Origin of the sequence: Cohnella phaseoli, from assembly GCF_003386235.1 — a bacterium.
GTDB classification, from domain to species: Bacteria; Bacillota; Bacilli; order Paenibacillales; family Paenibacillaceae; genus Cohnella; species Cohnella phaseoli.
In genome coordinates this window covers 109,963-133,301 of sequence record NZ_QRDZ01000002.1, presented here as the reverse complement: position 1 = coordinate 133,301, position 23,339 = coordinate 109,963, and the positions used below count along the sequence as shown (strand labels likewise).

Here is a 23,339-nt window from a genome sequence, read left to right as displayed (position 1 = left end):
GTCTTTTTAGACGCATACTATGCCCGAGCAAAAGCTGGATAAATCAACCGCAAAGGATGTGCTGGCCATGAATGAAGACCGGATTACAGAAGCCCTTGAAGAAGTAATCGATCCCGAAATCGGTGTGAACATCGTGGACCTCGGGCTCGTGTACGGCATCGAGGCAAGAGATCACGGAGAAGTTATCGTCGAAATGACGCTTACCATTCCCGAATGTCCTTTGGCGGACCAGATCGTTGCGAGTGTCAAAACGGCCGTCGAAGCGGTAGAAGGGGTAGAGCGGGCCGAAGTGAAGCTGGTGTTCGAGCCGAAATGGACGCCCGCGCGAATGAACGACGAAGCCAGGGAACAAATTCGGTCCAGATCCATGTCCGCTACTTAAGGACGGAAGCGAGAGGAAGCCATCCCGCAAAAACGGCCCCTTCGTCAGACGTATCCCGCTGTACCGCAAGCTCCCCATGATGGGCTCTTATAATTCGCCGCGCAATCGTAAGGCCTAGCCCGGTTCCTCCGTATTCCGGGTTTCTGGATTCGTCGCTCCGATAGAACGGTTCGAAAATGCGTGCCTCCTCTTTTGCCGATATCCCAGGTCCCGTGTCTTCGATCGAGAACAGCGCCCTATTTTCCCGGGTCGAGCAGTGGATCGTAACTTTGCCGTTGGCTGGCGTAAACCGGAGCGCGTTGTCCATCAGGTTCCCGATTGCGCGGTGGATCAGATGGGGGTCAGCATGAAGCGCGATGGCCTCGGGAGAGGCGTTGAACCGCAGATCGATCTTCTTTTCCTTGGCGATTGGAGCGTATTCGGCCACCAGATCTGCAAGCAGCCGATTCAATTCGACGCGTTCCCGGCGCATGGACAGGTCGAGCGAATCCGTTACGGTATAGGAGGAAAGATCGGAGACGAGGCGATTCAACTGCTCCGCCTTTTGGCTGCAGATCTCCAAGTAATGCGGAAGCTTCTGCGGACTGCCGTGCATGCTTTTCTCTATGCGCTGTAGGAACCCCCGGAGCGTAAAGATCGGCGTTCTTAAGTCGTGAGCAATCGCGCTAATAAAAAAACGGCGTTCTTCCTCCAGACGGGACTGCCGGATCAACGATTCCTGGAGCTCGTTGCGCATTGCGTGAAAAGCGTTGCGAACGTCGATCACCTCGGCAACGGTCGATGTCGGAAGCTCAAAATCCAGATCGCCGCCGGCGATTCGTCTGGCGGCTGCGCTGGCCGCTTCCAGCGGCTTGACGACGACCCGTCCGATTTTCAATCCGATAAAGACGATTACGCCGACTGCGGCGATAATGGACAACGCGACTCCCCATCCATTGCCCGGCTTCGGGCCATAGAGAAACATACTGCCCTGCAGCTGGCCTTTTTCCGCAAAAACAATCTGTCTGATCTCCGCGTAATTCGAGCCCTCCGGCATAAATCGAAACCGTTCTCGCCCCGAAGCGTCCTTCACGATGATGCCGAGATGGAGCGAGGAGGCTTGCTTTTCCACGGCGGACCGCCACTCCGGATTTTCCCACTGAGCCATTCCGGATTTGCTCGCTTCCTTTGCCAGTCCGTCCATTCCCGCCTGCCGCTGCTCCGCTTGCGAGGGATAAAGGAGATAACGGTCGACGAGTCCCGGCACTTCATAGACCAACCGGGGAACAACGGTGACGATGAGCATGCCGAAGAGCATCCAATAGCGAAGCTTCATCTTCATTCCGCCCGCTCCCCCTCGAAACGGTAGCCGACACCCCAAACGTTCGTAATATACTTGGGTTTACGCGGATTTTCCTCGATTTTCTCGCGAATTCTGCCCATGTGCACCGTGACGGAATGCTTATCTCCGATTCCCTCCCAGAACCGCTGCAGCAATTGTTCATAGGTGAAAACCTGCCGCGGGTATTCCGCGAACAGACATAGAATTTCGAATTCTTTGGGCGTCATGGGCACAGGCTGTCCGTCGATCGTCACCTCGTATGCGTTGACGTTAAGCGCGAGGCGGCCGAAATCGAGTATGACGGGGGATTTCTTCTCGCTGTTGTCGTACCGGCGGAGCACGGCTTTAACCCGAGCGACGACTTCCTCCGGAGTGGCGGTCTTGACAATGTAGTCGTCTCCTCCCAGGCTCAAGCCGCGGATCTTGTCGAGCGCTTCGCCTCTCGCGCTGAGGAACAGAATCGGGGTGTTGCTCGTCTTGCGGACCTGCCGGCAGAAATCGAGACCGCTCTGTCCCGGCATCATCACATCCAATAAAATACAGTCGACCGAATGCCGATCCAGCGCACTGCCGGCTTCCTCAGCGTTATACGCCTCGATCACGTGAAACCGCTCATCCTCCAGAAACTCTCTCATCAGCTCCACGATTTCTTTATCGTCGTCGACAAGTAATACCGTTCGCTTGCTCATAGGCTCTCCTCCCGAAAATGCCGCGCTCGTGCCTGTATTTTAGCACATTAAGCTTCCGTCCAATGGCAGACGTACTGAAATGTAACTGTCTGTTGCTTGTTTTGTGACATTTTCGCACCGTGTTCCGTGAGAAGCGTTCGTTATGATTTTTGTAACACAGAAGGGAGGGTTTAGATGAAAATCGCTCGGTACGTCTACAACATTTTGGCAATCGCATTTCTATTATGCCTTGTCGTTCAAGCGTTTATTGCAGGCCTGGCGGTCTTCACGGACGCGGTCTATTGGGGCTCGCATACTGAATTTGTTCGTTATTTTGCCTTTATGCCCCTGGTGATGTTCCTGCTGACCTTCATCGCCAAAATCGGAGGGGTCCAACGTTGGTTAAGCCTGGGGATGTTTGGAGCGGTTATTTTTCAATTTCTTAATATTCAGGCGCTGCCGTCCGCTGCCGTACTCCATCCCGTCATTGCCTTGATCCTGTTCGCCATGTCGTTCATCGTCGTCCGGAATACCGCCTGGAGGGGAACGCGCGGCGAGATCGGATAGGGGGGCGAGCACCACAAAACGAAATCGGAGATGATCGCAGATGAAGGTTGAAAACAATCAGCAAATGCTTGGACAATGGACCAAGCTTATTCGCATGCAGCACCCGGAGAAAATGTTGAAATTCGTCCGCAGCTTTCAAGACGAGACGTTAGCGACTCTGTACGGCATTCCCGATACGGAGACATTCCTCCGTCTTAAAAATTCGCTGCAGCGGCAGACGAAAGAAGCGGCGGCGCAGCTGCTCGAGGATCCGGCTTTTGCCGACAGGGTCGATCAGCTCCCGTTCAGGCAGGGGGAGACTATTGTCGGGCTAGGGGAAAGCACGACGGACGATCTGCTCTCGTGGTTTGAAATTTTGCGGCAGCTTCTGGAGCTCAGAAGGCCTTGGGACGGCATCCGATTGGTCAACGAAGGCCTATCCGGCCATACTTCGTCGCAGCTGCTCGGGCGGATCAACGGCACGATGGCTCACGATCCGGATTGGGTGCTCTGCATGATCGGGGGCAACGATGCTCTGCGCTTCGGTCCAGAGCCTTCGCCAACGCAAGTCAGTATCGGGGAAACCTCCCGAAACCTCGCGGAAATTCGCCGACTGGCGCAAGCAAGAGGGAATCCGCGCTGGATATGGATCACCCCTACGACGATCAACGGCGAGAGGGTTGAAGCTTTCCCGCCCTTCTGGCAGGGGGGAATCGGCTGCCACAATGAGGATATCGCCGCTGTCGGCGACGTTATGCGGAATCTATCCGATCCCGTCGTCGATACGCAAGCCGATTTCGGGCTGCCCGCCAACGCCCTATGGATGGAGGCGGACGGACTTCATCCGTCGCTTGCCGGACATCAGATCATCGTAACTTTGCTGGTGCAGGAGCTCACGGGAGGAAAGTAGGGGGAGGATAACGCGCGATAAAACAGCTTAAGCGAGGGAGGTTGGGGAATAACGAGAAAAATCCGAAGAAATAAAATAGGCTGGGGCTTGCTTGCGGGACTCATCTTTGCCGCGGCAGCCTTCGCCGTGGCTCCGTATCTCACGATGAATTCCGGGTTAAGCCGCGTGCCGATCCGCGATTCGTTCGAGCTGCATTATCCTTTATTGCTCGTGCACATTTATTCGTCCTTTATCGCGCTTGCGATCGGCTGGCTGCAATTCGTTCCCCGTCTCCGCGAGCGTAAACCGCATATCCACCGATGGATCGGCCGCGGTTATTTGACCATGGTGACAATTGGAAGCGTGAGCGGCTTGGTCGTCGGGAGGTATACGGACAGCTATACGAGACAGGTTGCGTTTCTGATTTTGGTCGTATTATGGATCGTTACCGGATGGAAGGGCTACCGATATGCGAGGCGGCGGCAATTCGAGGAACACCGCGTCTGGATGATCCGGAGCTATGCGGTAACGTTGGTCGCCGCGACGGCTCGAATCGTAACGCCGCTCTGCATCTTGTTTTATATAGCGAATAAAGGTTTGCCTGACGGAGGCGTAGAGGTTGTATTGGCCCATGTGATGGAGGTGAACATCTTTCTGGGTTTGGTCATTAATATCCTGATCACGGAGTGGTTGATCGTTAAAAAAAGAACCTGACAAGTGTCGCCGTGATTCAAATTCGCTAAAGTCGTCTAAAAGAAGGTAGAAAAGCTGCGGGAGGAATAAATGATGCCCTGGAACAAAGACGACTATCCGGATTCGCTCAAAAACTTCATGGCCCCGATCCGCAACAAGGCGATCGACATTGCTAACGAACTGCTGGAGGAAGGCTATTCCGAAAGCCGCGCGATCTCTATCGCGACCGCCAAGGCCAAAGAATGGGGAGAAAACCGCCACAAGCAGATCCGCAAGAAAGGACACTGACGGGCTGCTGAGTAAACTATGCTCTGATGAGGAAGCAAACAAAGAATTCTTTAAATCTGCACCTGGAAATATTGTATATCGTACGTCCAAAGAGGAAGAACTTAAAATAGAGAATGTTATTCTCGATACTAGTTCGTCCCATGCGATTTTCAGTCCAAATGACTTCGCACTCGCCCTCAAACTTGCTGAATCCTAAAAAAAATCGCCAAGGCTGCTGCAGCCCTGGCGATTTTACTTTAATGATTAACCAAGCCGTTAGTTTGCACCAGCTCAGGAGCGATGGCGCCTCCTTTGTCCATGCCGATCAACGAATACCGGATACTGTCGACCAACGCTTCCCAGCTTGCCTCGATTACGTTGGAAGACACGCCGACCGTGCTCCATGTATCCTTGAAATTCGTAGATTCGACCAGTACCCGAACCTTCGCTGCCGTTGCATCCTTTTCGTCCAGAACGCGCACCTTGTAGTCAGACAGATGAATATCGCGGATTCCCGGAAAAAACTGCACAAGCGCTTTGCGCAGCGCGTTGTCGAGTGCGTTGACCGGCCCGTTGCCCTCCGCTACGGTGTATACTTGTTCTCCGGCTACGTTAATCTTTACGATCGCTTCGCTTGTCATTCCGCCGGCGCTTTTCTCGACGGTAATCTTGAACGAATCGACGGTGAAAATCTGCACGGCGTCTCCGTACGCATCTCTCAACAGCAATTCAAGGGAAGCATCCGCGCCCTCGAACTGATACCCCTGATGCTCCAGCTCCTTGATCCGGTCGATTACCTCGCGGGACTTCATGCTTTCCGGATTGACGTCGAGTCCCATTTCTTGAGCCTTGGACAAAATGTTGCTCTGTCCCGCGAGCTCGGATACGAGTACCCGTTGCTTGTTGCCGACAAGCAGAGGCTCGATATGCTCGTACGTTTTGGAGTCCTTCATAATCGCCGAGACATGGATTCCGCCCTTATGCGCGAAAGCTGCGTTGCCAACGTACGGCTGATTGACCGGCATGTGGACATTGGCAATTTCGCTAACGTAGCGAGCAACGCTGGTAAGCGATTTGAGCTGCTCGTCGCTAACGCAGGAGTATCCCATCTTGAGCTGCAAGGTCGGCATGATCGAACACAGGTTAGCGTTGCCGCAACGTTCGCCGTAACCATTGATCGTGCCTTGAACTTGACGAGCGCCGGCTGAAATCGCTGCTAGCGTGTTGGCTACGGCCAGCTCGCAGTCATTGTGCGTATGAATGCCGATCGGAGCGTCGATAACCGATACGACGCGAGAGACGATCTCGCTGATTTCGCTCGGAAGCGTACCGCCGTTCGTATCGCACAGGATGATCCAAGCCGCGCCCGCATCTTTGGCTTTGGCCAACGCCGACAAAGCATAGTCCGGATTAGCCTTGTAGCCGTCGAAAAAATGCTCGGCGTCGAAGAGCGCTTCCATTCCGCTGTGCTTCACGTAAGCAAGCGATTCGTAGATCATTGCCAGATTTTCATCCAGCGTTGTCTGCAAAGCGGTATGAACGTGAAAATCCCACGTCTTGCCAACCAGAGTTGCCGCGCGAGCGCCCGATTCCGTCAAATGCTTCAGGTTAATATCCTGCTCGCAGACGCTGTTCTTCCTGCGGGTGCTGCCGAAAGCCGTTAACTTTGCTTGCAGCTTCATTTCGCGGACCCGGCGGAAAAACTCGATATCTTTGCTGTTGCTGCCCGGGTTGCCGCCTTCGATATAATGAACGCCCAGCGCGTCGAGCTTCAGGGCGATTTTAACTTTGTCCTCGGCAGTCAGGCTGATTCCTTCGCCTTGCGTACCGTCGCGCAAGGTCGTATCGAAAATACAAAGTGGAGTAGACATGCGTTACCGAAAAGCCTCCTTAAAAATAAAAACAGGTGAAACTATTATATCACGGTTGGCATTAAATGTAGAGAGCGCGGTTCATTGCGGGCCCATCCATATTCTCTGTATAATTAGGAAACGATCGGAGGAGATGGATGTGAGCTTAGACGCGGGCAAGCGGCGGATTATTCTGCATATTGATATGAACGCGTTTTATTGCTCCGTTCACGCCGCTGAGGAACCGAGCCTATACAGAGGTAAACCGACGGCGGTCGCCGGGAGCGTCGAACTGCGCAAAGGAATCGTCGTCACTAGCTCCTACGAAGCTCGCGCGCGCGGCGTGCGAACGGGGATGACCGTTCGCCAGGCGCGAAGCTGCTGTCCTGAGCTGCTGATCATTTCTCCGGATTTTGATATATACCGGAAATACAGCCGCGGCTTCATGCGTATCGCAGGCAGCTTCACACCGCTGGTGGAGGCCGTATCGATCGACGAATGTTTTCTGGACATTACGGGCAGCTCGCAATTTGGAACGCCAGTCGAAATAGCCGAGACGATTGCCCGGAGAGTGAAGGAGGAGCTGTCGCTTCCTTGCTCCATAGGAATCGCTCCTAACAAGCTTCTGGCCAAGATGGCCTCCGACATGCGTAAGCCCAACGCCATCACCATTTTGCGGAGACGGGATATGCCTGCGCTGTTGTGGGGGAAGCCGTGTCAGGCGTTGTACGGAGTAGGGGCTCGAACGGCGGATAAGCTGCTCAAGCTGAACATCCGCACGATCGGAGAGCTGGCCGCGGCCGACGAGAAGATGCTCATCGATCGATTCGGCGTGTACGGCAGCTGGATGAAAAATGCGGCTAACGGCATTGACTACGCGCCGGTCGAGCCGCTTCATGAAGCGCCCAAATCGATAGGCCATACGACGACGCTTCCGGCCGACTTGACCGAACGAGATCAATATCGCCGCGTGCTGCTTAATCTGGCCGATCAGACGACCCGGAGGCTTCGTCGTCAACGGATGGTATGCCAGACCGTGCAGATTACGATCCGGGATCCGGATATGCGCACCATCACACGCTCGTTTACGCTGCCTGTGCCGACGGAAGCGGCGAATGACGTCTACGAGCTGGCCTGCAAGCTGATGGATTCGCATTGGAAGGAGGGCAAGCCGGTCAGGCTGCTTGGCATTACGCTACAAAGCCTGTCTCCAAAGCAGGATACGCCGCTGCAGCTCGATCTGTTCACCTATGAGGAGGAACCGAAAAAGCAGCGGCTGATGACCGCCATGGACGCGCTCAGAGACAAATTTGGCGAGGGCGCAGTGCTGACCGCCGGAATGCTCGGAGACGATCCGTCAACGCTTATTCGCAATAAGAAGCTTAGAGGGACATCTCTTCAGAAGGATTTCCTGCGGGAAAGCCCGGACGATTGAGCAAAGGCCGGAATACGCGAAAATTCAGGCGAAGCAGCTTATTTTCGTTTGATATTAACTAGGTTTTGTATTATATTGGACAGTAGCGGGACTACTAGCGTACGCGATACGGATTTTAAAATAGGAGGGTATCACATGGCTAAGTTTACCTACGTAGACAAAGACACATGTATCGCTTGCGGCGCATGCGGAGCGACGGCGCCGGATATTTACGATTATGACGATGAAGGCCTCGCCGAGGTGATCTATGCCAACGATGGCAATCACGGCACCACCGAAATTCCTGAGGATCTTTATGACGATCTGCAAGATGCATCCGACGGCTGCCCGACGGATTCGATCAAAATTGCGGATTCGCCATTTAATATGTAATTGACGAAAATGCGCAAAGAGCTCTTTCTTGGGTCTGGAGACCTAGGGGGGAGCTCTTTTTATAATGCCTTTCATGACCCTGGTCACAAAAGTCATTTTTTAGACAAAAACCAACATAAAGCCTTATACCTAATGTATAATAGATGCAAATTGGTATCTTTTACAAAGGCGGGCGGGTGGAGCTTGAAGGGGAAAATCAAAAGAATAGCGATCGCACTCAACGCCGTTCTTCTGCTCGGTTTATTTTTGATTCATCAATCGGGAGTGTTGCAGAAGTTCGATACATTGCTGTTCGATTACGACATGAAGACCGCTGCCGACCATCGGCCGGACGAGCGCATTATCATGGTCGCAATCGACGACGCGTCGCTTGCAGAACTGGGAAGATTCCCTTGGGATCGTGCGGTATACGCGCCGTTTCTGGCGAACTTAAACCCAGAAGGGGACGAGCCTAAGGCGATCGCATTCGATATTATTTTCGGGGAGGAAAGCGACAATCCGGACGGCGATATGGCCTTTGCCGAGGCGCTCTCCACTTATCCGAACGTCATTTTGCCCGTAACGGGAATTATGGGAGACAACTTCAGTACTTCCGAGGTTAGACGCGATGAATATATCCAAGCGCAAGGAATCATAAAGCCCTACGAGTTGTTTTCCGAGCTTGTCCGACTGGCACACATCAATCGTGTCGTAACCCGCGACGGCGTCATTCGTCAAACCTGGCTCAAGATCCAAGGGCCGGATGGAGAGGTCGTCCCCTCCTTGGGATGGCAAATCGCAGAGATGGCGGGAGCGGATTTAAGCCGCTACGAAGACCTTACAGATCCGAGGAAATTCGGCGAGCCGGTGGCGAAAAATACGATAACGATCGACTACGATTTAATGACCGACGATTTTCTCACCGTGTCGTTCGTGGATGTGTTAAATGGAGCGCTGCCTCCGGATCTGCTCAAGGATTCGATCGTGATTGTGGGATTTACGGCGGTCGGTTTGACCGGGGACGGCGGACAGGACACAGGCGCTTCCCCGATCGAGAAGAATTTTAAGCTGATGTATGCTCACGGCAATATCGTTAATCAGCTGTTGAAGGGCTCGGAGATTGCTTACGCGCCGAGCTGGGCGGAGCTGACATTTGCGCTGCTTCTATTTCTTCTATTTATATGGCTGCCGTGGAGACTGAAAAATATTTACTCCATTTTGTTGTTTTTGATCGTTTTTGCGGCTGCGTTGTACGGACAATATGCGCTCTACCAGGCCTCCGCTTTGCACGCGAGCATCGTTCTGGGCCTGCTTGCCATGCTGCTTGCCTATTTGACGAACGTCTCGCTCAAGTCCTATATGGACAGCACGCAGAAGAGCTTCGTTACGCGGCAGTTCGGACGCTATATTTCTCCTGATCTCGTCAAACAGATCGTAGCCCAGGACATCGAGATTAAGCTGGGAGGGGATCTCAAGCACATTACAGTGCTGTTCCTCGACATTCGCGGCTTTACGCCTCTTTCCGAGAAGCTGTCGCCATCCGAACTCGTCGATACGCTGAACACGATGTTTAATATGATTACGGAGACGACGCTTCGCAATTCGGGCACGATCGACAAGTTTATCGGCGATGCCGCAATGATTCTGTTTAACGCGCCGCTCGACGTGGCCGAGCATGAACGGATGGCACTGCAGACGGCATACGAAATTCAGCAGGGCATGGAGCAAATTCGTCAGCAGATTATGGACAAATACCAATGCGAGGTTAATGTAGGCATCGGTATTCACAGCGGGAACGTCGTCGTCGGCAACATCGGCTCCTACTTGCGGGTCGATTATACGGCAATCGGCGACAACGTCAACATTGCCGCGAGAATCGAGTCTCAAACCAAGAAGGGACAAGTCCATGTCTCAGAGCAGGTTTACGAACAGACGAAGCTTTGGTTCCGCTACGATGAAGGCGAAGATCGCATGTTCAAGGGCAAGTCCCATCCGATTCGCGTCTACGAGCTGCTTGGACGCAAAGACGGGGACTAGTAGCGAGCTCCAGAAATAACGTAACGAAGCTACCGTAGATTTTGTAAGTGATTGAGAACCACATCCAGACCTCGTAAACCTACAAGCTTGGCTAGTACGCCTGCAGCCGCGTAACATCGCGGTTTGGACGCTCTAAGCTTGGCCAGCACGCTTGCAGCTGCGCAACATGGCGATTTGGACGCTCTAAGCTTGGCTAGCAAGCTTGCAGTCGCGCAACTTAGCGGTTGGACGCTCTAAGCTTGGCTAGCACGCTTGCAGCTGCGCAACATCGCGATTGGACGCTCTAAGCTTGGCCAGCACGCTTGCAGCCGCGCAACATGGCGATTTGGACGCTCTAAGCTTGGCTAGAACGCCTGCAGCCGCGCAACATCGCGATAGGACGCTCTAAGCTTGGCCAGCACGCTTGCAGCCGCGCAACATCGCGGTTTGGACGCTCTAAGCTTGGCTAGCACGCTTGCAGCTGCGCAACATCGCGATAGGACGCTCTAAGCTTGGCCAGCACGCTTGCAGTCGCGCAACATCGCGATACGACGCTCTAAGCTTGGCCAGCACGTCTGCAGTCGCGCAACATCGATAGAGACGCTGCCTACGTTATATCTGATTATAAATGATACAACTATAACAAAACTGAACAAACGGGAGAGGTGTAATTAATGAAGAAGATTGTGGCTTATGTGCTGGGTCTGCTGCTGCTGGCAGCGCCGCTGCTCGGCGCGCTGGCTCAGGAGGCCTCTGCGGCGTCTTCCCGGGTCGCCGTAATTAAGGAACTTAAAGGTACGGTAAAGGTCAAGAAATCCGGGGGTTCGAAGGAGTTTACGGCATTCGCCAAAATGAGTCTGAACGAAGGGGATATTGTAACGGTCGGTTCAGACGGCTCCGCAGTGCTCCAATTTGCGAACGGATCATCGGAGGACGATCGGATGACCGTGTCCGCCAATACGACCCTGACCTTCTCCAAGCTTAAGGAAGGTAAAAACACGGTGACGAAGGTCAGCGTGCAGAGCGGTTCTGTCTGGTCCACGGTAAAGTCGATCAAAAGCGCGAGCGACGAGTATACGTTGGAGACGCCGACCGCCATCATGGGCGTGCGGGGCACAAATTTGCTTGTATACGTCGACCCGGTGACGGGAGATTCCAAGTTCGTCATTTTCTCGGGGGTCGGTCAGATCGCTCCTACGAATACGCGGACGATATCGCAGCCTCCGGATGTTGTTGTGCTTCCTAACCATCAGGTAACGATCGACGATCGTAACCAGACGACCCAATTTCCGGGCGAAGTGATTCCGATCGATTTGTCTTCATTTTTGAACGGCGTTTCGCCTCAGGTCATTGAATCGATTATTGGGGCGAAAAATGCGATCGATCAGGAAAATCAGCAATTTATCGAAAAGAAAAAGCAAGAGCTTGAGGCGGGTCAGCCGGGCACGCCGACTGGATCAAGCGCAGATTTGGACAGAATCATCCAAAACCTGAACAATCTAATCACCAATATGTTGCAGGAAGCGCTGAAGGGAAACAAAATCACTCCGAGCGAGCTGCAAAAGTTAGTTGATGAAGCAAATCCGACGCTAAACAAGAAGATCGATCTTGCCAATACGCCCCCGCAAGTTGTAACGGATGCGGAGAAGCTGAAGATGGAACAATTGAAGAAGCAGCAGGAGGCTCGTCAGGAGGCTGCCAAAAAGCAGAAGGAAGAGGAGCTTAAGAGCCAGAGGGAAAGCTTGATTAAAAAGATTGAAGAGGAGCGGGCCAAGCAAGAGGAGGCCAACAAAAAAGCTCTGGAAGATGCGAAGAAGAAAGCGAAGGAAGAATACGAGAAGAAGCTTTCCGAGGCGGAAAAGAAACGTTTTGAGGAAGAGAGCAAGAAGCGTGAAGAAGAGCTGAAAAAGCAGACCGCGCCAAGAGTTACTCCGACACCAACCACTGGCGGCGGGGGCGGTGGATCGAATCCAGGTTCGAGTCCGAGCTCAAGTCCAAGCCAAAGTCCTAGCCCGAGCCCTAGCGAGAGTCCAGATTCAACGTTGCCAAACGGGATTACAGGCTGGACTTTGATGACAGCTAGCGATCAGCCTTTGCAGATCCAGCGGACAAAGCAACTCGAGCAGGAACAACAGCACGAAACGATCTACGCGGTTAAAACAGAGTCTATGGTCACGTCGTTAAAGCTGAAGCTCGAATTCGGCTCGGATGTTAGTAAAGTGACGCTGGTGCGATCCGGCAACTCTAACGGAGGACAAACTATTGAATGGAACGCAAGCGGCGAAGTTAAGACACTTGAAGGACTTGAAACGGGATACGAGAATTTTGTCATCAACGTGACAAAGGAGCAATCCGATTCGTACTCTATTGAGCCTCTAAATAATTTGTTTGTACTTAATGGAGTAACTGAGCCTCTGTGGTTGACCCATCCGCAACCTTTCGGAATGGAGGGTACGACGTACAGCAGAGATCTGGAAAATCCAAACCTGTTCCGGGCAGAGGTGTCGTCGTCCACAGCGAATATTACACTATTTTCGAATCAAAGCGACTTCAAAATAGAGAAGGTAAAAGTCAACGGGGTCGAATTGTTGAGCAATTATCCCTTCTTTGATATCGAATTGGACGCAGGTGCGAACGAGATTGAAATCTCTCTTGCAGACCAAGCCTACTACTACAAGCACATCTACACGTTGATTGTGACCCGCGACGCTCCGCATGAGGAGAATCTGCCGGAAGGATTAGTCTCTTGGAACATCACTGTTGGCCAGCAGACGAACAATATCGTCGTTTCCGATGAAAAATTCGCGTATGCGATACTGCCTTCAGCGTCACAAGGTGTCTATCTTAATGTGGAATTGGCCGAAGGATACAGTGGAGAGATTGTACTGCCGAACAATTCGATAGATTTGGGCGGGCCGATTCAATTAGATATTTCTTCGGATGGTTATTACAGATACGAGTTGAACATCTCTAATTCCGAACTGGAATTTGAAGGAAGTATTGTCTTGACGGTTAAAGTCGGCAATGCGGCTGTCTACAACGAGCAAATGGGTGCTGGCGGCATCGGTTTGGGGGATGACAGCTACGAAATGACTTATGATCAACTAAACGGCGGTTTTTACTACAACTACAATGAAGTAGTACCTACTGTCAGGTTGAACCCATATATTTTTATAGGTAACTTCGTCCCGGATTTCATGAGTCCGGAAGATGTGCAAATTTTAGGGGATGAAAGAGAGGTTACTTCAGAGGGGTGGGAGTATTTCCTGTTCGGACTGCAGCCAGGCTTAAACAGTTACACACTGATCGTCGACCCGTTGCGTCAATTCGGACCGAATACGGTGGAATACAAATTGAACATTTTTGTTGGTTATCCCCAAGTCTAATCTTATCCTTTTAAGCAAAGGAGCTTTACCGTGAAAAATAATAAAATGAAACTGGCTGCGGTAGTGACGGCAATCGGAATTCTTGGCGGAACGTTCGCAACGGCCGCCGCAGCGGCTCCAAGCTGGACCCAATCCACCAAGCTGTACGAGGTGCGCTCATGGGCCGGACAAGCGGGGGTAGGGCATCGCGACGGCGCGTTGTCCGATACGACGTTCTATCATCCGAAGTCGGCGGTCGAGCTTGCAAATGGCCGCCTTCTGATTGCCGATTCTTTGAACCATCGGCTTAGAACGTTGGATGCGGACAAGTCGGCTCTCTATGCAGGGAGTTGGCTAGGCGAAGACGCTGCGGGGAATCCGCTTAGCGGATTAAACAACGATTCGGCTGAGCAGGCGGCATTCCATTCACCGGCAGGGCTTGCCGTTGACGCGAAGGGCAACGTCTACGTGGCGGACAGCGGCAACCATGCGATCCGGAAAATTACGCCCGACGGCACGGTATCGACGCTTGCCGGCAACGGTCTGCTCGGTTCATCCGACGGCAAGGGCGCGGAAGCAAAGTTCCACTCGCCTGCCGATGTCGCCATCGATAGCAAGGGCAACGTCTACGTGGCGGACACGCTGAACCACTTGATTCGCAAAATCGCGCCTAATGGAACCGTATCGACGTTGAATGCGACTTCCGCTCGCTTGATCGAATACGTTCCGGGAGCGGTCGAGAATGCGGGAGATTTCCTAGACGGACCGCTCGCATCGGCCAAGTTTAACGAGCCGAGCGGACTTGCGGTCGATGCGAAAGACAATCTTTATGTGAGCGACCGGGGCAATCAGCGAATCCGGTATATCGACTTGACCTCCGGTCAGGTGTCCACCGTTGCCGGGGGAGGAAGCTACGACGGCGCGAACGCTTATTTCGTTCAAGGGGATTACGCCGACGGCGAGGCGGCCAAGTCCCGCTTTAACGCGCCGGAAGGCCTTGCCGTAACGGCTGACGGAGCGCTAGTTATTGCCGACAGCTTAAACCATGTCGTTCGGATGCTGAAGGACGGCCAAGTCACTACGATAGCGGGCGTTCCGACCGAGCCCGGCTCTGTCAACGGCGTGACCGCTTCCTCTCAGTTTAACCATCCGACGGACGTCGTCGCTCTTGCCGACGGCCGTCTGGCGATTGTGGACGAGTTCGGCAACAAGATTCGCATTGTTCAGAAGTACGCCGCCCCGGCCAAGCTTCCGGTCGGCGGGGACATAGCGGTGCTGCTGAACGGAACGCTAGTCTCTACCGAGGTGGCCGCGCAATTAAAAGCCGGCGCTGTGCTGCTTCCGGTTCGCGATGTGGGCAAGGCCCTCGGCTACCAGGTCGGATACGATAAGAAAACGGGAGAGGCGCTGCTGTCCAAGGACGGAACGGTTTATGCGATCTCGGAAGGCAAGGATGCCGTGAAGAAAACCGTTGCGGGCGCTAGCAATACGGTAAAGCTTAACGCCAAGACGATCTCGATCGACGGCAGAATGTTTATTCCCGTTCGTTTCTTCGCCGACGAGAGCGGACTTGATATTCAGTGGGACGGCGCCGCCAAAATCGTCGTCATTCGGAACAAGGAATTCTAAACGCGAGTCCGAAGCAGGCCGGGCAGCTCTGGTGAGCGCCTGGCCTGTTTTTGTCAAGACGGCGCCGAAGATTGCTCCTATTAGCTTATCTGATTAATGCTATAAGATCATTCTAATTGACCCTTTTCGCTAGCTGTGGTAGGTTCAATTAAGTAAAATAAATTAAGGTCAGTTGAATACTAGGAATAAAAGATTAGCATATGCGCGCGCGAGGTGGATAACGTTGGTTCTACAAGTAACAAACAGTCCTTTCGATCAGGAACAAGTCGATCTGCTTAATCGACTGCTGCCCCAATTAACGGAATTGCAGCGAGTTTGGCTGAACGGCTACTTAGCGGGATACTCGGGAGCTGCCCCGGCAGTTGCGGCAACAATAGCGCCGGCAGCAGAGGCTCTGTTCGCTCCGGCAGCGCCGGTCGCTCCGAAGGAAGCGACCGTGCTCTTCGGATCGCAGACGGGCAACAGCAGCAAGCTGGCGAAAAAGCTGACGAAAAAGCTGGAAGATCAGGGCCTGCAGGTCACGATCGCTTCGATGAACGATTTTAAACCGAATACGCTGAAGAATGTCAGCAACCTGTTGATCGTAGTCAGCACGCATGGCGAAGGAGAACCGCCCGACAGCGCGATTGCTTTCCACGAGTTTCTGCACAGCAAGCGGGCGCCGAAGCTGGAGTCGCTGAGCTTCTCCGTTCTGGCGTTAGGCGATACTTCCTACGAGTTTTACTGCCAGACGGGCAAAGACTTCGACAAACGGCTGGAAGAGCTGGGCGGCACACGGCTTGCGGACCGCGTCGATTGCGACGTGGATTTCGACGAAGCAGCCGAGCAATGGATGTCGCAGGTTGTCTCGGCGCTTAGCGTGTCTGCTGCCGGAGCTGCGGCGGCCGCATCGGCTTCCCCGGCGACTGCAACGGGTGCAGCGGTCGAATCCGAATATTCGAGATCGAATCCTTTTCAGGCGGAAGTGCTTGAAAACTTGAATTTGAACGGACGAGGCTCCGACCGGGAAACAAGACATCTGGAAATCTCCCTGGAAGGCTCCGGTCTTCAGTATGAGCCCGGCGATAGCTTGGGCATTTACCCGCAGAACGATCCCGAGCTGGTCGCTGAACTGATCGAAGCGATGGGGTGGTCGGCGGGAGAGCAAGTGACGATCAACAAAAACGGAGACAAGCTCCCGCTTGGCGAAGCGCTGCGCAAGCATTTCGAAATTACGGTGCTGACGAAGCCGCTGCTGGAGCAGATCGTCAAACTCACGCCGAATAGCGGCTTGGGCGAACTGCTGGAGGCAGGCAGGGAGCAGGATCTTCGCGCTTATATTTCCGATCGCGATCTGCTCGATCTGGCGACGGATTATGCGCTGAAAGGCGTGCCGGCAAGCGAGTTCGTGACGATTCTTCGCAAGCTCCCGGCTCGTCTGTATTCGATCGCGAGCAGTCCGAGCGCTTATCCGGGCGAAGTGCACGTGACAGTGCGCGCGGTGCGCTACGAAGCGCGCGAACGTGCCCGCAAAGGCGTCTGCTCGGTTCATCTGGCCGAGAGAGTGGCTTCCGGCGAAGCGCTCCCGGTGTTCATTCAGCAGAACGACAATTTCAAGCTTCCTCAGAATTCGGAATCGCCGATTATTATGATCGGACCGGGCACTGGCGTTGCTCCGTTCCGTTCGTTCCTGGGCGAACGGGAAGAAGCGGGCGCTTCCGGAAAATCGTGGCTTTTCTATGGAGACCAACATTTTTCAACGGATTTCCTGTATCAGGTCGAATGGCAGCGTTGGCTTAAGGATGGCGTGCTGACGCGCATGGACGTTGCTTTTTCCCGCGATACGGATCAGAAGGTATACGTGCAGCACAGAATGCAGGAACACGCCAAAGAGCTGTACCAGTGGCTGCAGGATGGCGCATACGTTTACGTGTGCGGTGACGAGAAAAAAATGGCGCATGACGTTCATCAGGCGCTGTTGAACATACTCGTGCAAGAAGGCGGCATGACGTCGGAGGCGGCGGTCGAGTATATGGCTCAGCTTCAGCAGCAAAAACGTTATCAGAGGGACGTCTACTAATCCGGCCGCGACGATCGTGAGAGGAGAATACACAATGTCGGAAAATAACTTGTTGAACCCCAACAGCGCTCCCCACAGCGATGTCGAGGATATAAAAGTTCGCAGCAACTACTTGCGCGGCGTCCTGGTAGAGGCGATGGAGGACCGGATCACCGCCTCCATTCCCGAGGATGAGAACCGGTTGATGAAATTCCATGGCAGCTACATGCAGGACGACCGCGATTTGCGCAATGAACGAGCGAAGCAAAAGCTGGAGCCGGCCTATCAATTCATGCTGCGCATTCGCGCTCCCGGAGGCGTAATCACTCCGGAGCAATGGTTGATGATGGATCGAATCTCGAAGAGCTACGCGAACGAATCGATTCGGCTGACGACTCGTCAGTCTGTGCAGCTCCACGGCGTTATTAAATGGAACATGAAGAAGACGATTCAGGAGATTAACGCTTCGCTGCTGACGACATTGGCTGCATGCGGCGACGTGAACCGCAACGTGATGGCGAGTCCGAACCCGTATCAATCCGAGGTTCATGCCGAAGTGTACGAGTGGGCCTCGAAGCTCAGCCGTCATCTGGAGCCGCAGACAAACGCGTATCACGAAATTTGGCTGGATGGAGAAAAGGTAATCGATTCGAACGCAGAGCAGGAGCCGATCTATGGGCCGGTGTACTTGCCTCGGAAGTTCAAAATCGGACTCGCCGTGCCGCCGACGAATGATGTTGATGTATTTTCCCAAGATTTGGGTTTCATCGCTATTATTGAGGACGGCAAGCTGTCAGGCTTTAACGTAACGGTCGGAGGCGGCATGGGAATGACGCACGGCGATCCGAAAACTTATCCTCAGATCGCCAGAGTCGTCGGATTCTGCAAGCCGGAGCAAGTCGTTGACGTAGCCGAGAAAACCGTGACCATTCAGCGCGATTACGGAGATCGCGCGGTTCGGAAGCACGCGAGATTCAAGTATACGATCGACGATCGCGGCCTCGACTGGTTTAAGGACGAACTGACTAAACGGTTGGGCTGGTCGCTGGAAGCGGAGCGCGAATATCATTTCGACCATAACGGAGATCGCTACGGTTGGGTGAAGGGTTTTGACGGCAAATGGCATTTCACGCTGTTTATCCAAAACGGTCGCATTAAGGATGATGAAGGCTATCTGCTGATGACGGGCTTGCGGGAAATCGCTAAGGTTCACGAAGGAGATTTCCGGATTACTCCGAATCAGGGGCTGATTATCGGCAATGTCAGTTTCCGGCGGAAGAAGAAAATCGAAGCTCTGCTGCAAACCTATCGTCTAACAGACGGCAAACGGTATTCTGCGTTGCAGAGAAACTCGATGGCTTGCGTCGCCTTGCCGACTTGCGGTCTGGCGATGGCCGAGTCCGAGCGGTATTTGCCGGACTTGCTGGACAAGATCGAGCCGCTGCTGGAGCAGAACGGATTGCGCGACGACGATATCGTCATCCGCATGACCGGCTGCCCGAACGGCTGCGCCCGTCCTGCGTTGGCGGAGATTGCTTTTATCGGGAAGGCTCCGGGAAAGTACAACATGTACTTGGGCGGAGGCTTTGCCGGTCAACGTCTGAACAAGCTCTACAAGGAAAATATCGGGGAGAAGGATATTCTCGACTCCTTGTCCTTGCTTTTAGGGCAATATGCCAAAGAGCGCCGCGAGAGCGAACATTTCGGAGATTTTGTGATTCGGGCCGGACACGTCAAGGAAGTGCTGTCCGGGCTAGACTTTCATTCTTAATTGCAACGGGTATGTATCCCCTGACGATGAGGCGGCGCTTGGCGTGCCGGGGGGATGCATCCCTTTTTTATATGCCAGCAAGGACCGCGGATTTAGAGTATTTTGATTTCAGCGGTCTTTCCTGCGGGATAACGGAGTTTTGTCAGCGCTTTAGAACCGGAGAGGAAAAACCGATAATAATGGAGGGATGAAAAGATTCAGACGGTGGTGAGGGCATGAGCAAGGAATCTCGCATTGACGAACAGATTCAGCACTTCTACGACAACGTTCCCAATGTCGGAGACGATCTGCCGCTCAAGGAATACCTCCTTAAACACGAGGACAGCCGAATGGCTTGGTATTTGCTTGGCAAGGAGTATGAAAGCAAGGGGGACAAGGCGAAAGCAACTTATTGCTTCGCTCAGGCCGGAGAAATTTATGAGGCGTTCGAATCGAAGCCGGCTCCGCAGCTCCCCGAACATAAAACGAGCAAAAAATCCGGATGGAAAAAATGGACGGCAGCGCTGCTTATTCCGCTTGTGCTTATAGGCGGAGCGACTGCAGTCGTATGGGGGCTGTTGCCGGATTCGGAAGATGCCGCGGCGATCGAGACGACCGTTCCGGAGTCTCCGGTCGTATCTCCGCAGACAAGCGCGTCCCCCAAGTCGGCGGTCGGCAGCAAGCCCGCACCGCTGCCTGCGGGCGTTATTCCTCCCGATCTGATTGCGGGTGCGCCGGGGCCCCAGGACCAGGGAAGCGGGGTGCTAGGCGAGCTGCTGACGAACAAGCCCTCGCGTCAGCCCCGCTTGCTGGTCGCCGTCCCTAGATTAGGGAAGTGGAACGATTGGGTTAAAGGCGGCAAACCGATCGCGACGGTGACCTCCGACCGCGAATCGGGATTGGCCGGCGTCCAATGGTTTGATCCGAAGTGGTGCGACTGCAAGCCGGAGGACGGCAAAGCCGCCTCCAAGCTTGTCGACGGCTGGAAACCGCTGCAGGAAGAGAAACTGGCTCTGCGCTCCGCGATGATTCGCTATAAAGAGCGAACAGGCAAATGGCCGGCTGCGCCGGAAGCGATGGCCGGAGATTATCCGGCGAATACGATGGGCGGCTGGACGGAGAGCATGTCGGCTTGGTTCGACGAATTAAAAGCCTTGCTAACGGATAAGAAGGATGGCAAAATTCCGCAAACTGCCGGTTGGCCGGATCGGACGGGACCGGATTCCGGGCACGGGGCGCCGGCCGGAACATTGGCCTCAATGGCGGAGCAAGCGATGGAAATTATCGTCGACAAGAGCAATCATCGGCTTGCAGTCGTTAGCGGCGATGTGATTCTGCGTAATTACGAGGTTGGCTTGGGAGGCAACAAAACGCCTGAAGGCAAGTTCGTCATCTCGGAGAAGGTGAAGGATCCGAACGGCAGCAGCACCGGCGCTTTTGGAAGCAGGGGCATGACGCTGTCGGATACGCGCTACGGCATCCACGGTACGGATGAGCCGAAGAGCATGGGCAAGGACGAATCGCTTGGCTGCGTAAGGATGAAGAAAGAGGATATCGAAGAATTGTACGATCTGGTTCCGATGGGAACTCCGGTTACAATCGCACAAGGGGGCTTGCCCGACGAGCTGCGAGCGCCTCCGGAACGATTCCGGCTGCCGAGCACGCAGAACGAGACAAACCCCCACAAAGTTTATGATTGGTTAGGTTAATGAATGCGGCGGTTGCGGCTTAGACGTCTAACGAGAGCAGCACCGCCATAATCACAATAACGACACCGACGGCCGCCCCGATCCAAATGAGCGCCTTTTTGTTGATTTGCTCCTTTTCCTTTGGACGTGACGTGACGGGCGGTTTCTTTTTCAGTGTGCTCATGAATATCAACCTCTCTATCCTATAATTCGCGAACTCCTTCTATTGTAATCGTTTTCCCTGGAAAATACCAGACAAGCTCTTACTGGCCTTAACGTATGTCCCGGGCGGAAGAGAGTATGGCGTTAATGGCCCAAAGACGGTTCTTAAGGCGTAAATTTGTCCGCTCTTCAATCGCTCTTGGGAGATGCGTGTACCCCGCTGGAACAAAAAGGCGCGATGCCCTTTTCTTTTCCTTGCGAAAAGGCTAAACTGTTACCCGAAAGGTTTTCTTTGGAGCGAAAGGATGTCGAACTCAATTGTTATATCGTATTGCAAAACCGCTGTTGTTTAAAATGGATCCGGAAGCCGCTCACCACTTGATTATTGACGGAATGGGAGCCGCGGGAAAGGTGCCCGGCATGCCGGGGATGTTGTCCGCAATCTGGGGAACTAAAGCGTCGCCGGAGCTTGCCGTGGATTTGTTCGGCCTCCACTTCTCTCATCCCGTAGGCTTGGCCGCCGGACTGGACAAAAACGCGAAAGCGGTGGCCGGACTGTCCAGGGTCGGTCTGTCGTTCATGGAAGTGGGCACGGTAACGCCGAAAGGCCAGGCCGGCAACGAACTGCCGCGTCTGTTCCGTCTTCCGCCGGACGAAGCGCTGATCAATCGGATGGGCTTCAACAACGATGGAGCGGATGTGATGGCCCAGCGGCTCGCCAAGCTGAAACGGCATCCGATTCCGCTTGCGGTTAATATCGGCAAAAACAAGGTTACGCCCAACGAGAAAGCCGCTGAAGATTATCGTGCATGCGTCAGCAAGCTGTTTCCGTACGGAGATTTCTTCGTCGTCAATATCAGTTCGCCGAATACGCCGGATTTGCGCGCCCTGCAGCATGGAGACGAGCTGAGAAGCTTGCTCGACGCGGTAAAGGACGAGATGGGCAAGCAAGCGGCGCGACATGGGCAATTGCCTAAGCCGATTCTCGTGAAGATTGCGCCGGACAACACGGAGGAGCAGCTCGAGTATATGGCCGAGGCGATTCAGTTGAGCGGGATGTCGGGCATTATCGCGACGAATACGACGATCGGCCGGGACGGATTGACGCATCGGAACTCCGGGGAAACCGGCGGGCTCAGCGGGCGCCCGTTGACGCAGCGTTCGACCGAGGTCGTGCGCAGCATCTACAAGCTGACGAAAGGGAAGCTGCCGATTATCGGCTCGGGCGGTATTTTTACGGCGGATGACGCTTATGAGAAAATTCTTGCGGGTGCAAGTTTGGTCGAGGTTTATACGGCAATGATCTATAAGGGGCCGGGACTGCTCAAGGAGATTCACGGCGGTTTGCTGAGAAGACTGAAGCAGGACGGGTTCGATCGGATTACTCAAGCGGTGGGTGCGGGCGTTCGTTAGGAGGAATGTCGATGGACGGAATGGATTGGGGGAAGTTCCTGCTTCCCTATGAGCAAGCGGTGGAAGAACTAAAGGTCAAGCTGAAGTCGCTGCGCTCCGAGCTTAAAGCCAGGGATGAATACGCTCCGATTGAATTCATTACCGGCAGGGTGAAGCGGGTATCGAGTATTTTGGAGAAGGCGCGGCGTTTGAGCGTTCCCTTGGATCGGATCGAAGTTGGCATCGAAGATATTGCGGGCATCCGTATTATGTGCCAATTCGTGGACGATATTTACCGCGTTGCGGATATGATTCGTCAGCGCAAAGATTTGACGCTGGTGTATGAGAAAGACTACATTACGAATTACAAGGATAGCGGCTATCGCAGCTACCACTTAATCGTCGAATATCCGGTTCAGACGTCGCTCGGTTCCAAGCCGGTTCTGGCGGAAATCCAGGTTCGGACGCTCGCGATGAACTTCTGGGCGACGATTGAGCATTCGCTTAATTATAAATACCGCAACCAGTTGCCCGAGCACGTTCGGGAGAGACTGCGCAAAGCGGCGGAGGCGGCGTTCTCCCTGGACAACGAGATGTCGAATATTCGGCAGGAGATCGTTGACGCGCAGCGCGACTTCGAGGAGAGCTCGCTTGTCGTTCGGCGGGTGCTTAACGAGATTCAGGAGCTTTACTACTTCCGCAGAGTCAGGGAGGCTGCGCAATTCCAGCGCCGCTTCAACGAATTGTGGGAGCAGGATGATTTATGGGGGCTTAAGGAGCTGTTGAGCGAAGTGCAGGCGGCGCTTGCGCGTGCGCGCAAAGGCGGGCAGTAGGTAGGGTGTCCCGGCGTCGGAAGCGGCGATGAAATGGAAAAGAAGCTATCTCATAAGCAGGGTC

General features: G+C 53.9%; 19 protein-coding genes. 15 read left to right on the top strand and 4 right to left on the bottom strand.

The window, feature by feature from the left end; all coding sequences use genetic code 11:
- The first annotated feature begins 67 nt into the window (after nucleotides 1-67).
- Nucleotides 68-382, top strand: coding sequence for a metal-sulfur cluster assembly factor (locus DFP98_RS02765; RefSeq protein ID WP_181917478.1), 315 nt, complete (start codon nucleotides 68-70; stop codon nucleotides 380-382).
- Here DFP98_RS02765 and DFP98_RS02760 read toward each other — a convergent pair.
- Both DFP98_RS02760 and DFP98_RS02755 read right to left on the bottom strand, forming a co-directional pair.
- Complete coding sequence (locus tag DFP98_RS02760; RefSeq protein WP_116059036.1) at nucleotides 375-1,703, bottom strand: sensor histidine kinase; 1,329 nt, start codon at nucleotides 1,701-1,703, stop codon at nucleotides 375-377. The two genes, DFP98_RS02765 and DFP98_RS02760, sit on opposite strands and share 8 nt — an antisense overlap.
- Nucleotides 1,700-2,392 (bottom strand): response regulator transcription factor, encoded by a 693-nt coding sequence (locus DFP98_RS02755; RefSeq protein WP_116059035.1) that lies wholly within the window; start codon nucleotides 2,390-2,392, stop codon nucleotides 1,700-1,702. Before DFP98_RS02755 ends, DFP98_RS02760 begins: the two co-directional genes overlap by 4 nt.
- 174 nt (nucleotides 2,393-2,566) lie before the next feature.
- Between DFP98_RS02755 and DFP98_RS02750 the strand changes: the two genes are divergently transcribed.
- The 4 genes from DFP98_RS02750 (at nucleotide 2,567) to DFP98_RS02735 (ending at nucleotide 4,787) form a co-directional block, all read left to right on the top strand.
- Nucleotides 2,567-2,938, top strand: a complete 372-nt coding sequence (locus DFP98_RS02750) for a DUF6220 domain-containing protein (RefSeq protein WP_116059034.1) — start codon at nucleotides 2,567-2,569, stop codon at nucleotides 2,936-2,938.
- A gap of 40 nt (nucleotides 2,939-2,978) precedes the next feature.
- Entirely contained in the window at nucleotides 2,979-3,827 is an 849-nt protein-coding gene (locus DFP98_RS02745; RefSeq protein WP_116059033.1) for an SGNH/GDSL hydrolase family protein, read from the top strand.
- Between the two features lie 126 nt (nucleotides 3,828-3,953).
- Entirely contained in the window at nucleotides 3,954-4,520 is a 567-nt protein-coding gene (locus DFP98_RS02740) for a DUF2306 domain-containing protein (protein WP_220377046.1), read from the top strand.
- A gap of 72 nt (nucleotides 4,521-4,592) precedes the next feature.
- Nucleotides 4,593-4,787 (top strand): DUF2188 domain-containing protein, encoded by a 195-nt coding sequence (locus DFP98_RS02735; protein ID WP_116059031.1) that lies wholly within the window; start codon nucleotides 4,593-4,595, stop codon nucleotides 4,785-4,787.
- A 236-nt stretch (nucleotides 4,788-5,023) separates the two neighbouring features.
- Here DFP98_RS02735 and cimA read toward each other — a convergent pair whose 3' ends face one another.
- Nucleotides 5,024-6,637 (bottom strand): citramalate synthase, encoded by a 1,614-nt coding sequence (gene cimA / locus DFP98_RS02730; protein WP_116059030.1) that lies wholly within the window; start codon nucleotides 6,635-6,637, stop codon nucleotides 5,024-5,026.
- A gap of 133 nt (nucleotides 6,638-6,770) precedes the next feature.
- Here cimA and DFP98_RS02725 point away from each other — a divergent pair, with 133 nt between their 5' ends.
- The 8 genes from DFP98_RS02725 to DFP98_RS02690 all read left to right on the top strand — a co-directional run bounded on the left by DFP98_RS02725 (nucleotide 6,771) and on the right by DFP98_RS02690 (nucleotide 20,909).
- Complete coding sequence (locus DFP98_RS02725) at nucleotides 6,771-8,051, top strand: DNA polymerase IV (protein WP_116059029.1); 1,281 nt, start codon at nucleotides 6,771-6,773, stop codon at nucleotides 8,049-8,051.
- A 135-nt stretch (nucleotides 8,052-8,186) separates the two neighbouring features.
- Complete coding sequence (locus DFP98_RS02720) at nucleotides 8,187-8,423, top strand: ferredoxin (RefSeq protein WP_116059028.1); 237 nt, start codon at nucleotides 8,187-8,189, stop codon at nucleotides 8,421-8,423.
- Nucleotides 8,424-8,606: 183 nt separating this feature from the next.
- The gene (locus DFP98_RS02715; RefSeq protein WP_181917450.1) at nucleotides 8,607-10,439 is read left to right on the top strand and encodes a CHASE2 domain-containing protein; all 1,833 of its coding nucleotides are present in this window, start codon (nucleotides 8,607-8,609) and stop codon (nucleotides 10,437-10,439) included.
- Nucleotides 10,440-11,092: 653 nt separating this feature from the next.
- On the top strand, nucleotides 11,093-13,804 hold the full coding sequence (locus DFP98_RS02710; protein ID WP_116059026.1) for a FecR domain-containing protein: 2,712 nt from the start codon (nucleotides 11,093-11,095) through the stop codon (nucleotides 13,802-13,804).
- 30 nt (nucleotides 13,805-13,834) lie between these two features.
- Complete coding sequence (locus DFP98_RS02705; protein WP_116059025.1) at nucleotides 13,835-15,412, top strand: stalk domain-containing protein; 1,578 nt, start codon at nucleotides 13,835-13,837, stop codon at nucleotides 15,410-15,412.
- A 223-nt stretch (nucleotides 15,413-15,635) separates the two neighbouring features.
- Nucleotides 15,636-17,471 (top strand): assimilatory sulfite reductase (NADPH) flavoprotein subunit, encoded by a 1,836-nt coding sequence (locus tag DFP98_RS02700; protein WP_116059024.1) that lies wholly within the window; start codon nucleotides 15,636-15,638, stop codon nucleotides 17,469-17,471.
- Nucleotides 17,472-17,505: 34 nt separating this feature from the next.
- Nucleotides 17,506-19,221 carry an assimilatory sulfite reductase (NADPH) hemoprotein subunit gene (cysI, locus tag DFP98_RS02695; protein WP_116059023.1) on the top strand — a complete coding sequence of 572 codons (1,716 nt, stop codon included), beginning with the start codon at nucleotides 17,506-17,508 and terminating at the stop codon, nucleotides 19,219-19,221.
- 215 nt (nucleotides 19,222-19,436) lie between these two features.
- Nucleotides 19,437-20,909, top strand: coding sequence for a L,D-transpeptidase (locus DFP98_RS02690; protein ID WP_116059022.1), 1,473 nt, complete (start codon nucleotides 19,437-19,439; stop codon nucleotides 20,907-20,909).
- Between the two features lie 19 nt (nucleotides 20,910-20,928).
- On the opposite strand, the gene DFP98_RS38850 is transcribed toward DFP98_RS02690, so the two are convergent.
- The gene (locus DFP98_RS38850) at nucleotides 20,929-21,072 is read right to left on the bottom strand and encodes a hypothetical protein (RefSeq protein ID WP_181917449.1); all 144 of its coding nucleotides are present in this window, start codon (nucleotides 21,070-21,072) and stop codon (nucleotides 20,929-20,931) included.
- A 296-nt stretch (nucleotides 21,073-21,368) separates the two neighbouring features.
- Between DFP98_RS38850 and DFP98_RS02685 the strand changes: the two genes are divergently transcribed.
- Both DFP98_RS02685 and yjbM read left to right on the top strand, forming a co-directional pair.
- Nucleotides 21,369-22,463 carry a quinone-dependent dihydroorotate dehydrogenase gene (locus tag DFP98_RS02685; RefSeq protein ID WP_116059021.1) on the top strand — a complete coding sequence of 365 codons (1,095 nt, stop codon included), beginning with the start codon at nucleotides 21,369-21,371 and terminating at the stop codon, nucleotides 22,461-22,463.
- Between the two features lie 11 nt (nucleotides 22,464-22,474).
- Nucleotides 22,475-23,275, top strand: a complete 801-nt coding sequence (gene yjbM, locus DFP98_RS02680; protein ID WP_116059020.1) for a GTP diphosphokinase — start codon at nucleotides 22,475-22,477, stop codon at nucleotides 23,273-23,275.
- Nucleotides 23,276-23,339: the final 64 nt, after the last annotated feature.

Bases quoted from the DNA above. Each gene is read 5' to 3' on its own strand.
- DFP98_RS02765 (WP_181917478.1), top strand. From the start codon at position 68: ATGAATGAAGACCGGATTACAGAAGCCCTTGAAGAAGTAATCGATCCC.
- DFP98_RS02760 (WP_116059036.1), bottom strand. From the start codon at position 1,703: ATGAAGATGAAGCTTCGCTATTGGATGCTCTTCGGCATGCTCATCGTC.
- DFP98_RS02755 (WP_116059035.1), bottom strand. From the start codon at position 2,392: ATGAGCAAGCGAACGGTATTACTTGTCGACGACGATAAAGAAATCGTG.
- DFP98_RS02750 (WP_116059034.1), top strand. From the start codon at position 2,567: ATGAAAATCGCTCGGTACGTCTACAACATTTTGGCAATCGCATTTCTA.
- DFP98_RS02745 (WP_116059033.1), top strand. From the start codon at position 2,979: ATGAAGGTTGAAAACAATCAGCAAATGCTTGGACAATGGACCAAGCTT.
- DFP98_RS02735 (WP_116059031.1), top strand. From the start codon at position 4,593: ATGCCCTGGAACAAAGACGACTATCCGGATTCGCTCAAAAACTTCATG.
- cimA (WP_116059030.1), bottom strand. From the start codon at position 6,637: ATGTCTACTCCACTTTGTATTTTCGATACGACCTTGCGCGACGGTACG.
- DFP98_RS02725 (WP_116059029.1), top strand. From the start codon at position 6,771: ATGGATGTGAGCTTAGACGCGGGCAAGCGGCGGATTATTCTGCATATT.
- DFP98_RS02720 (WP_116059028.1), top strand. From the start codon at position 8,187: ATGGCTAAGTTTACCTACGTAGACAAAGACACATGTATCGCTTGCGGC.
- DFP98_RS02710 (WP_116059026.1), top strand. From the start codon at position 11,093: ATGAAGAAGATTGTGGCTTATGTGCTGGGTCTGCTGCTGCTGGCAGCG.
- cysI (WP_116059023.1), top strand. From the start codon at position 17,506: ATGTCGGAAAATAACTTGTTGAACCCCAACAGCGCTCCCCACAGCGAT.
- DFP98_RS02690 (WP_116059022.1), top strand. From the start codon at position 19,437: ATGAGCAAGGAATCTCGCATTGACGAACAGATTCAGCACTTCTACGAC.
- DFP98_RS38850 (WP_181917449.1), bottom strand. From the start codon at position 21,072: ATGAGCACACTGAAAAAGAAACCGCCCGTCACGTCACGTCCAAAGGAA.
- yjbM (WP_116059020.1), top strand. From the start codon at position 22,475: ATGGACGGAATGGATTGGGGGAAGTTCCTGCTTCCCTATGAGCAAGCG.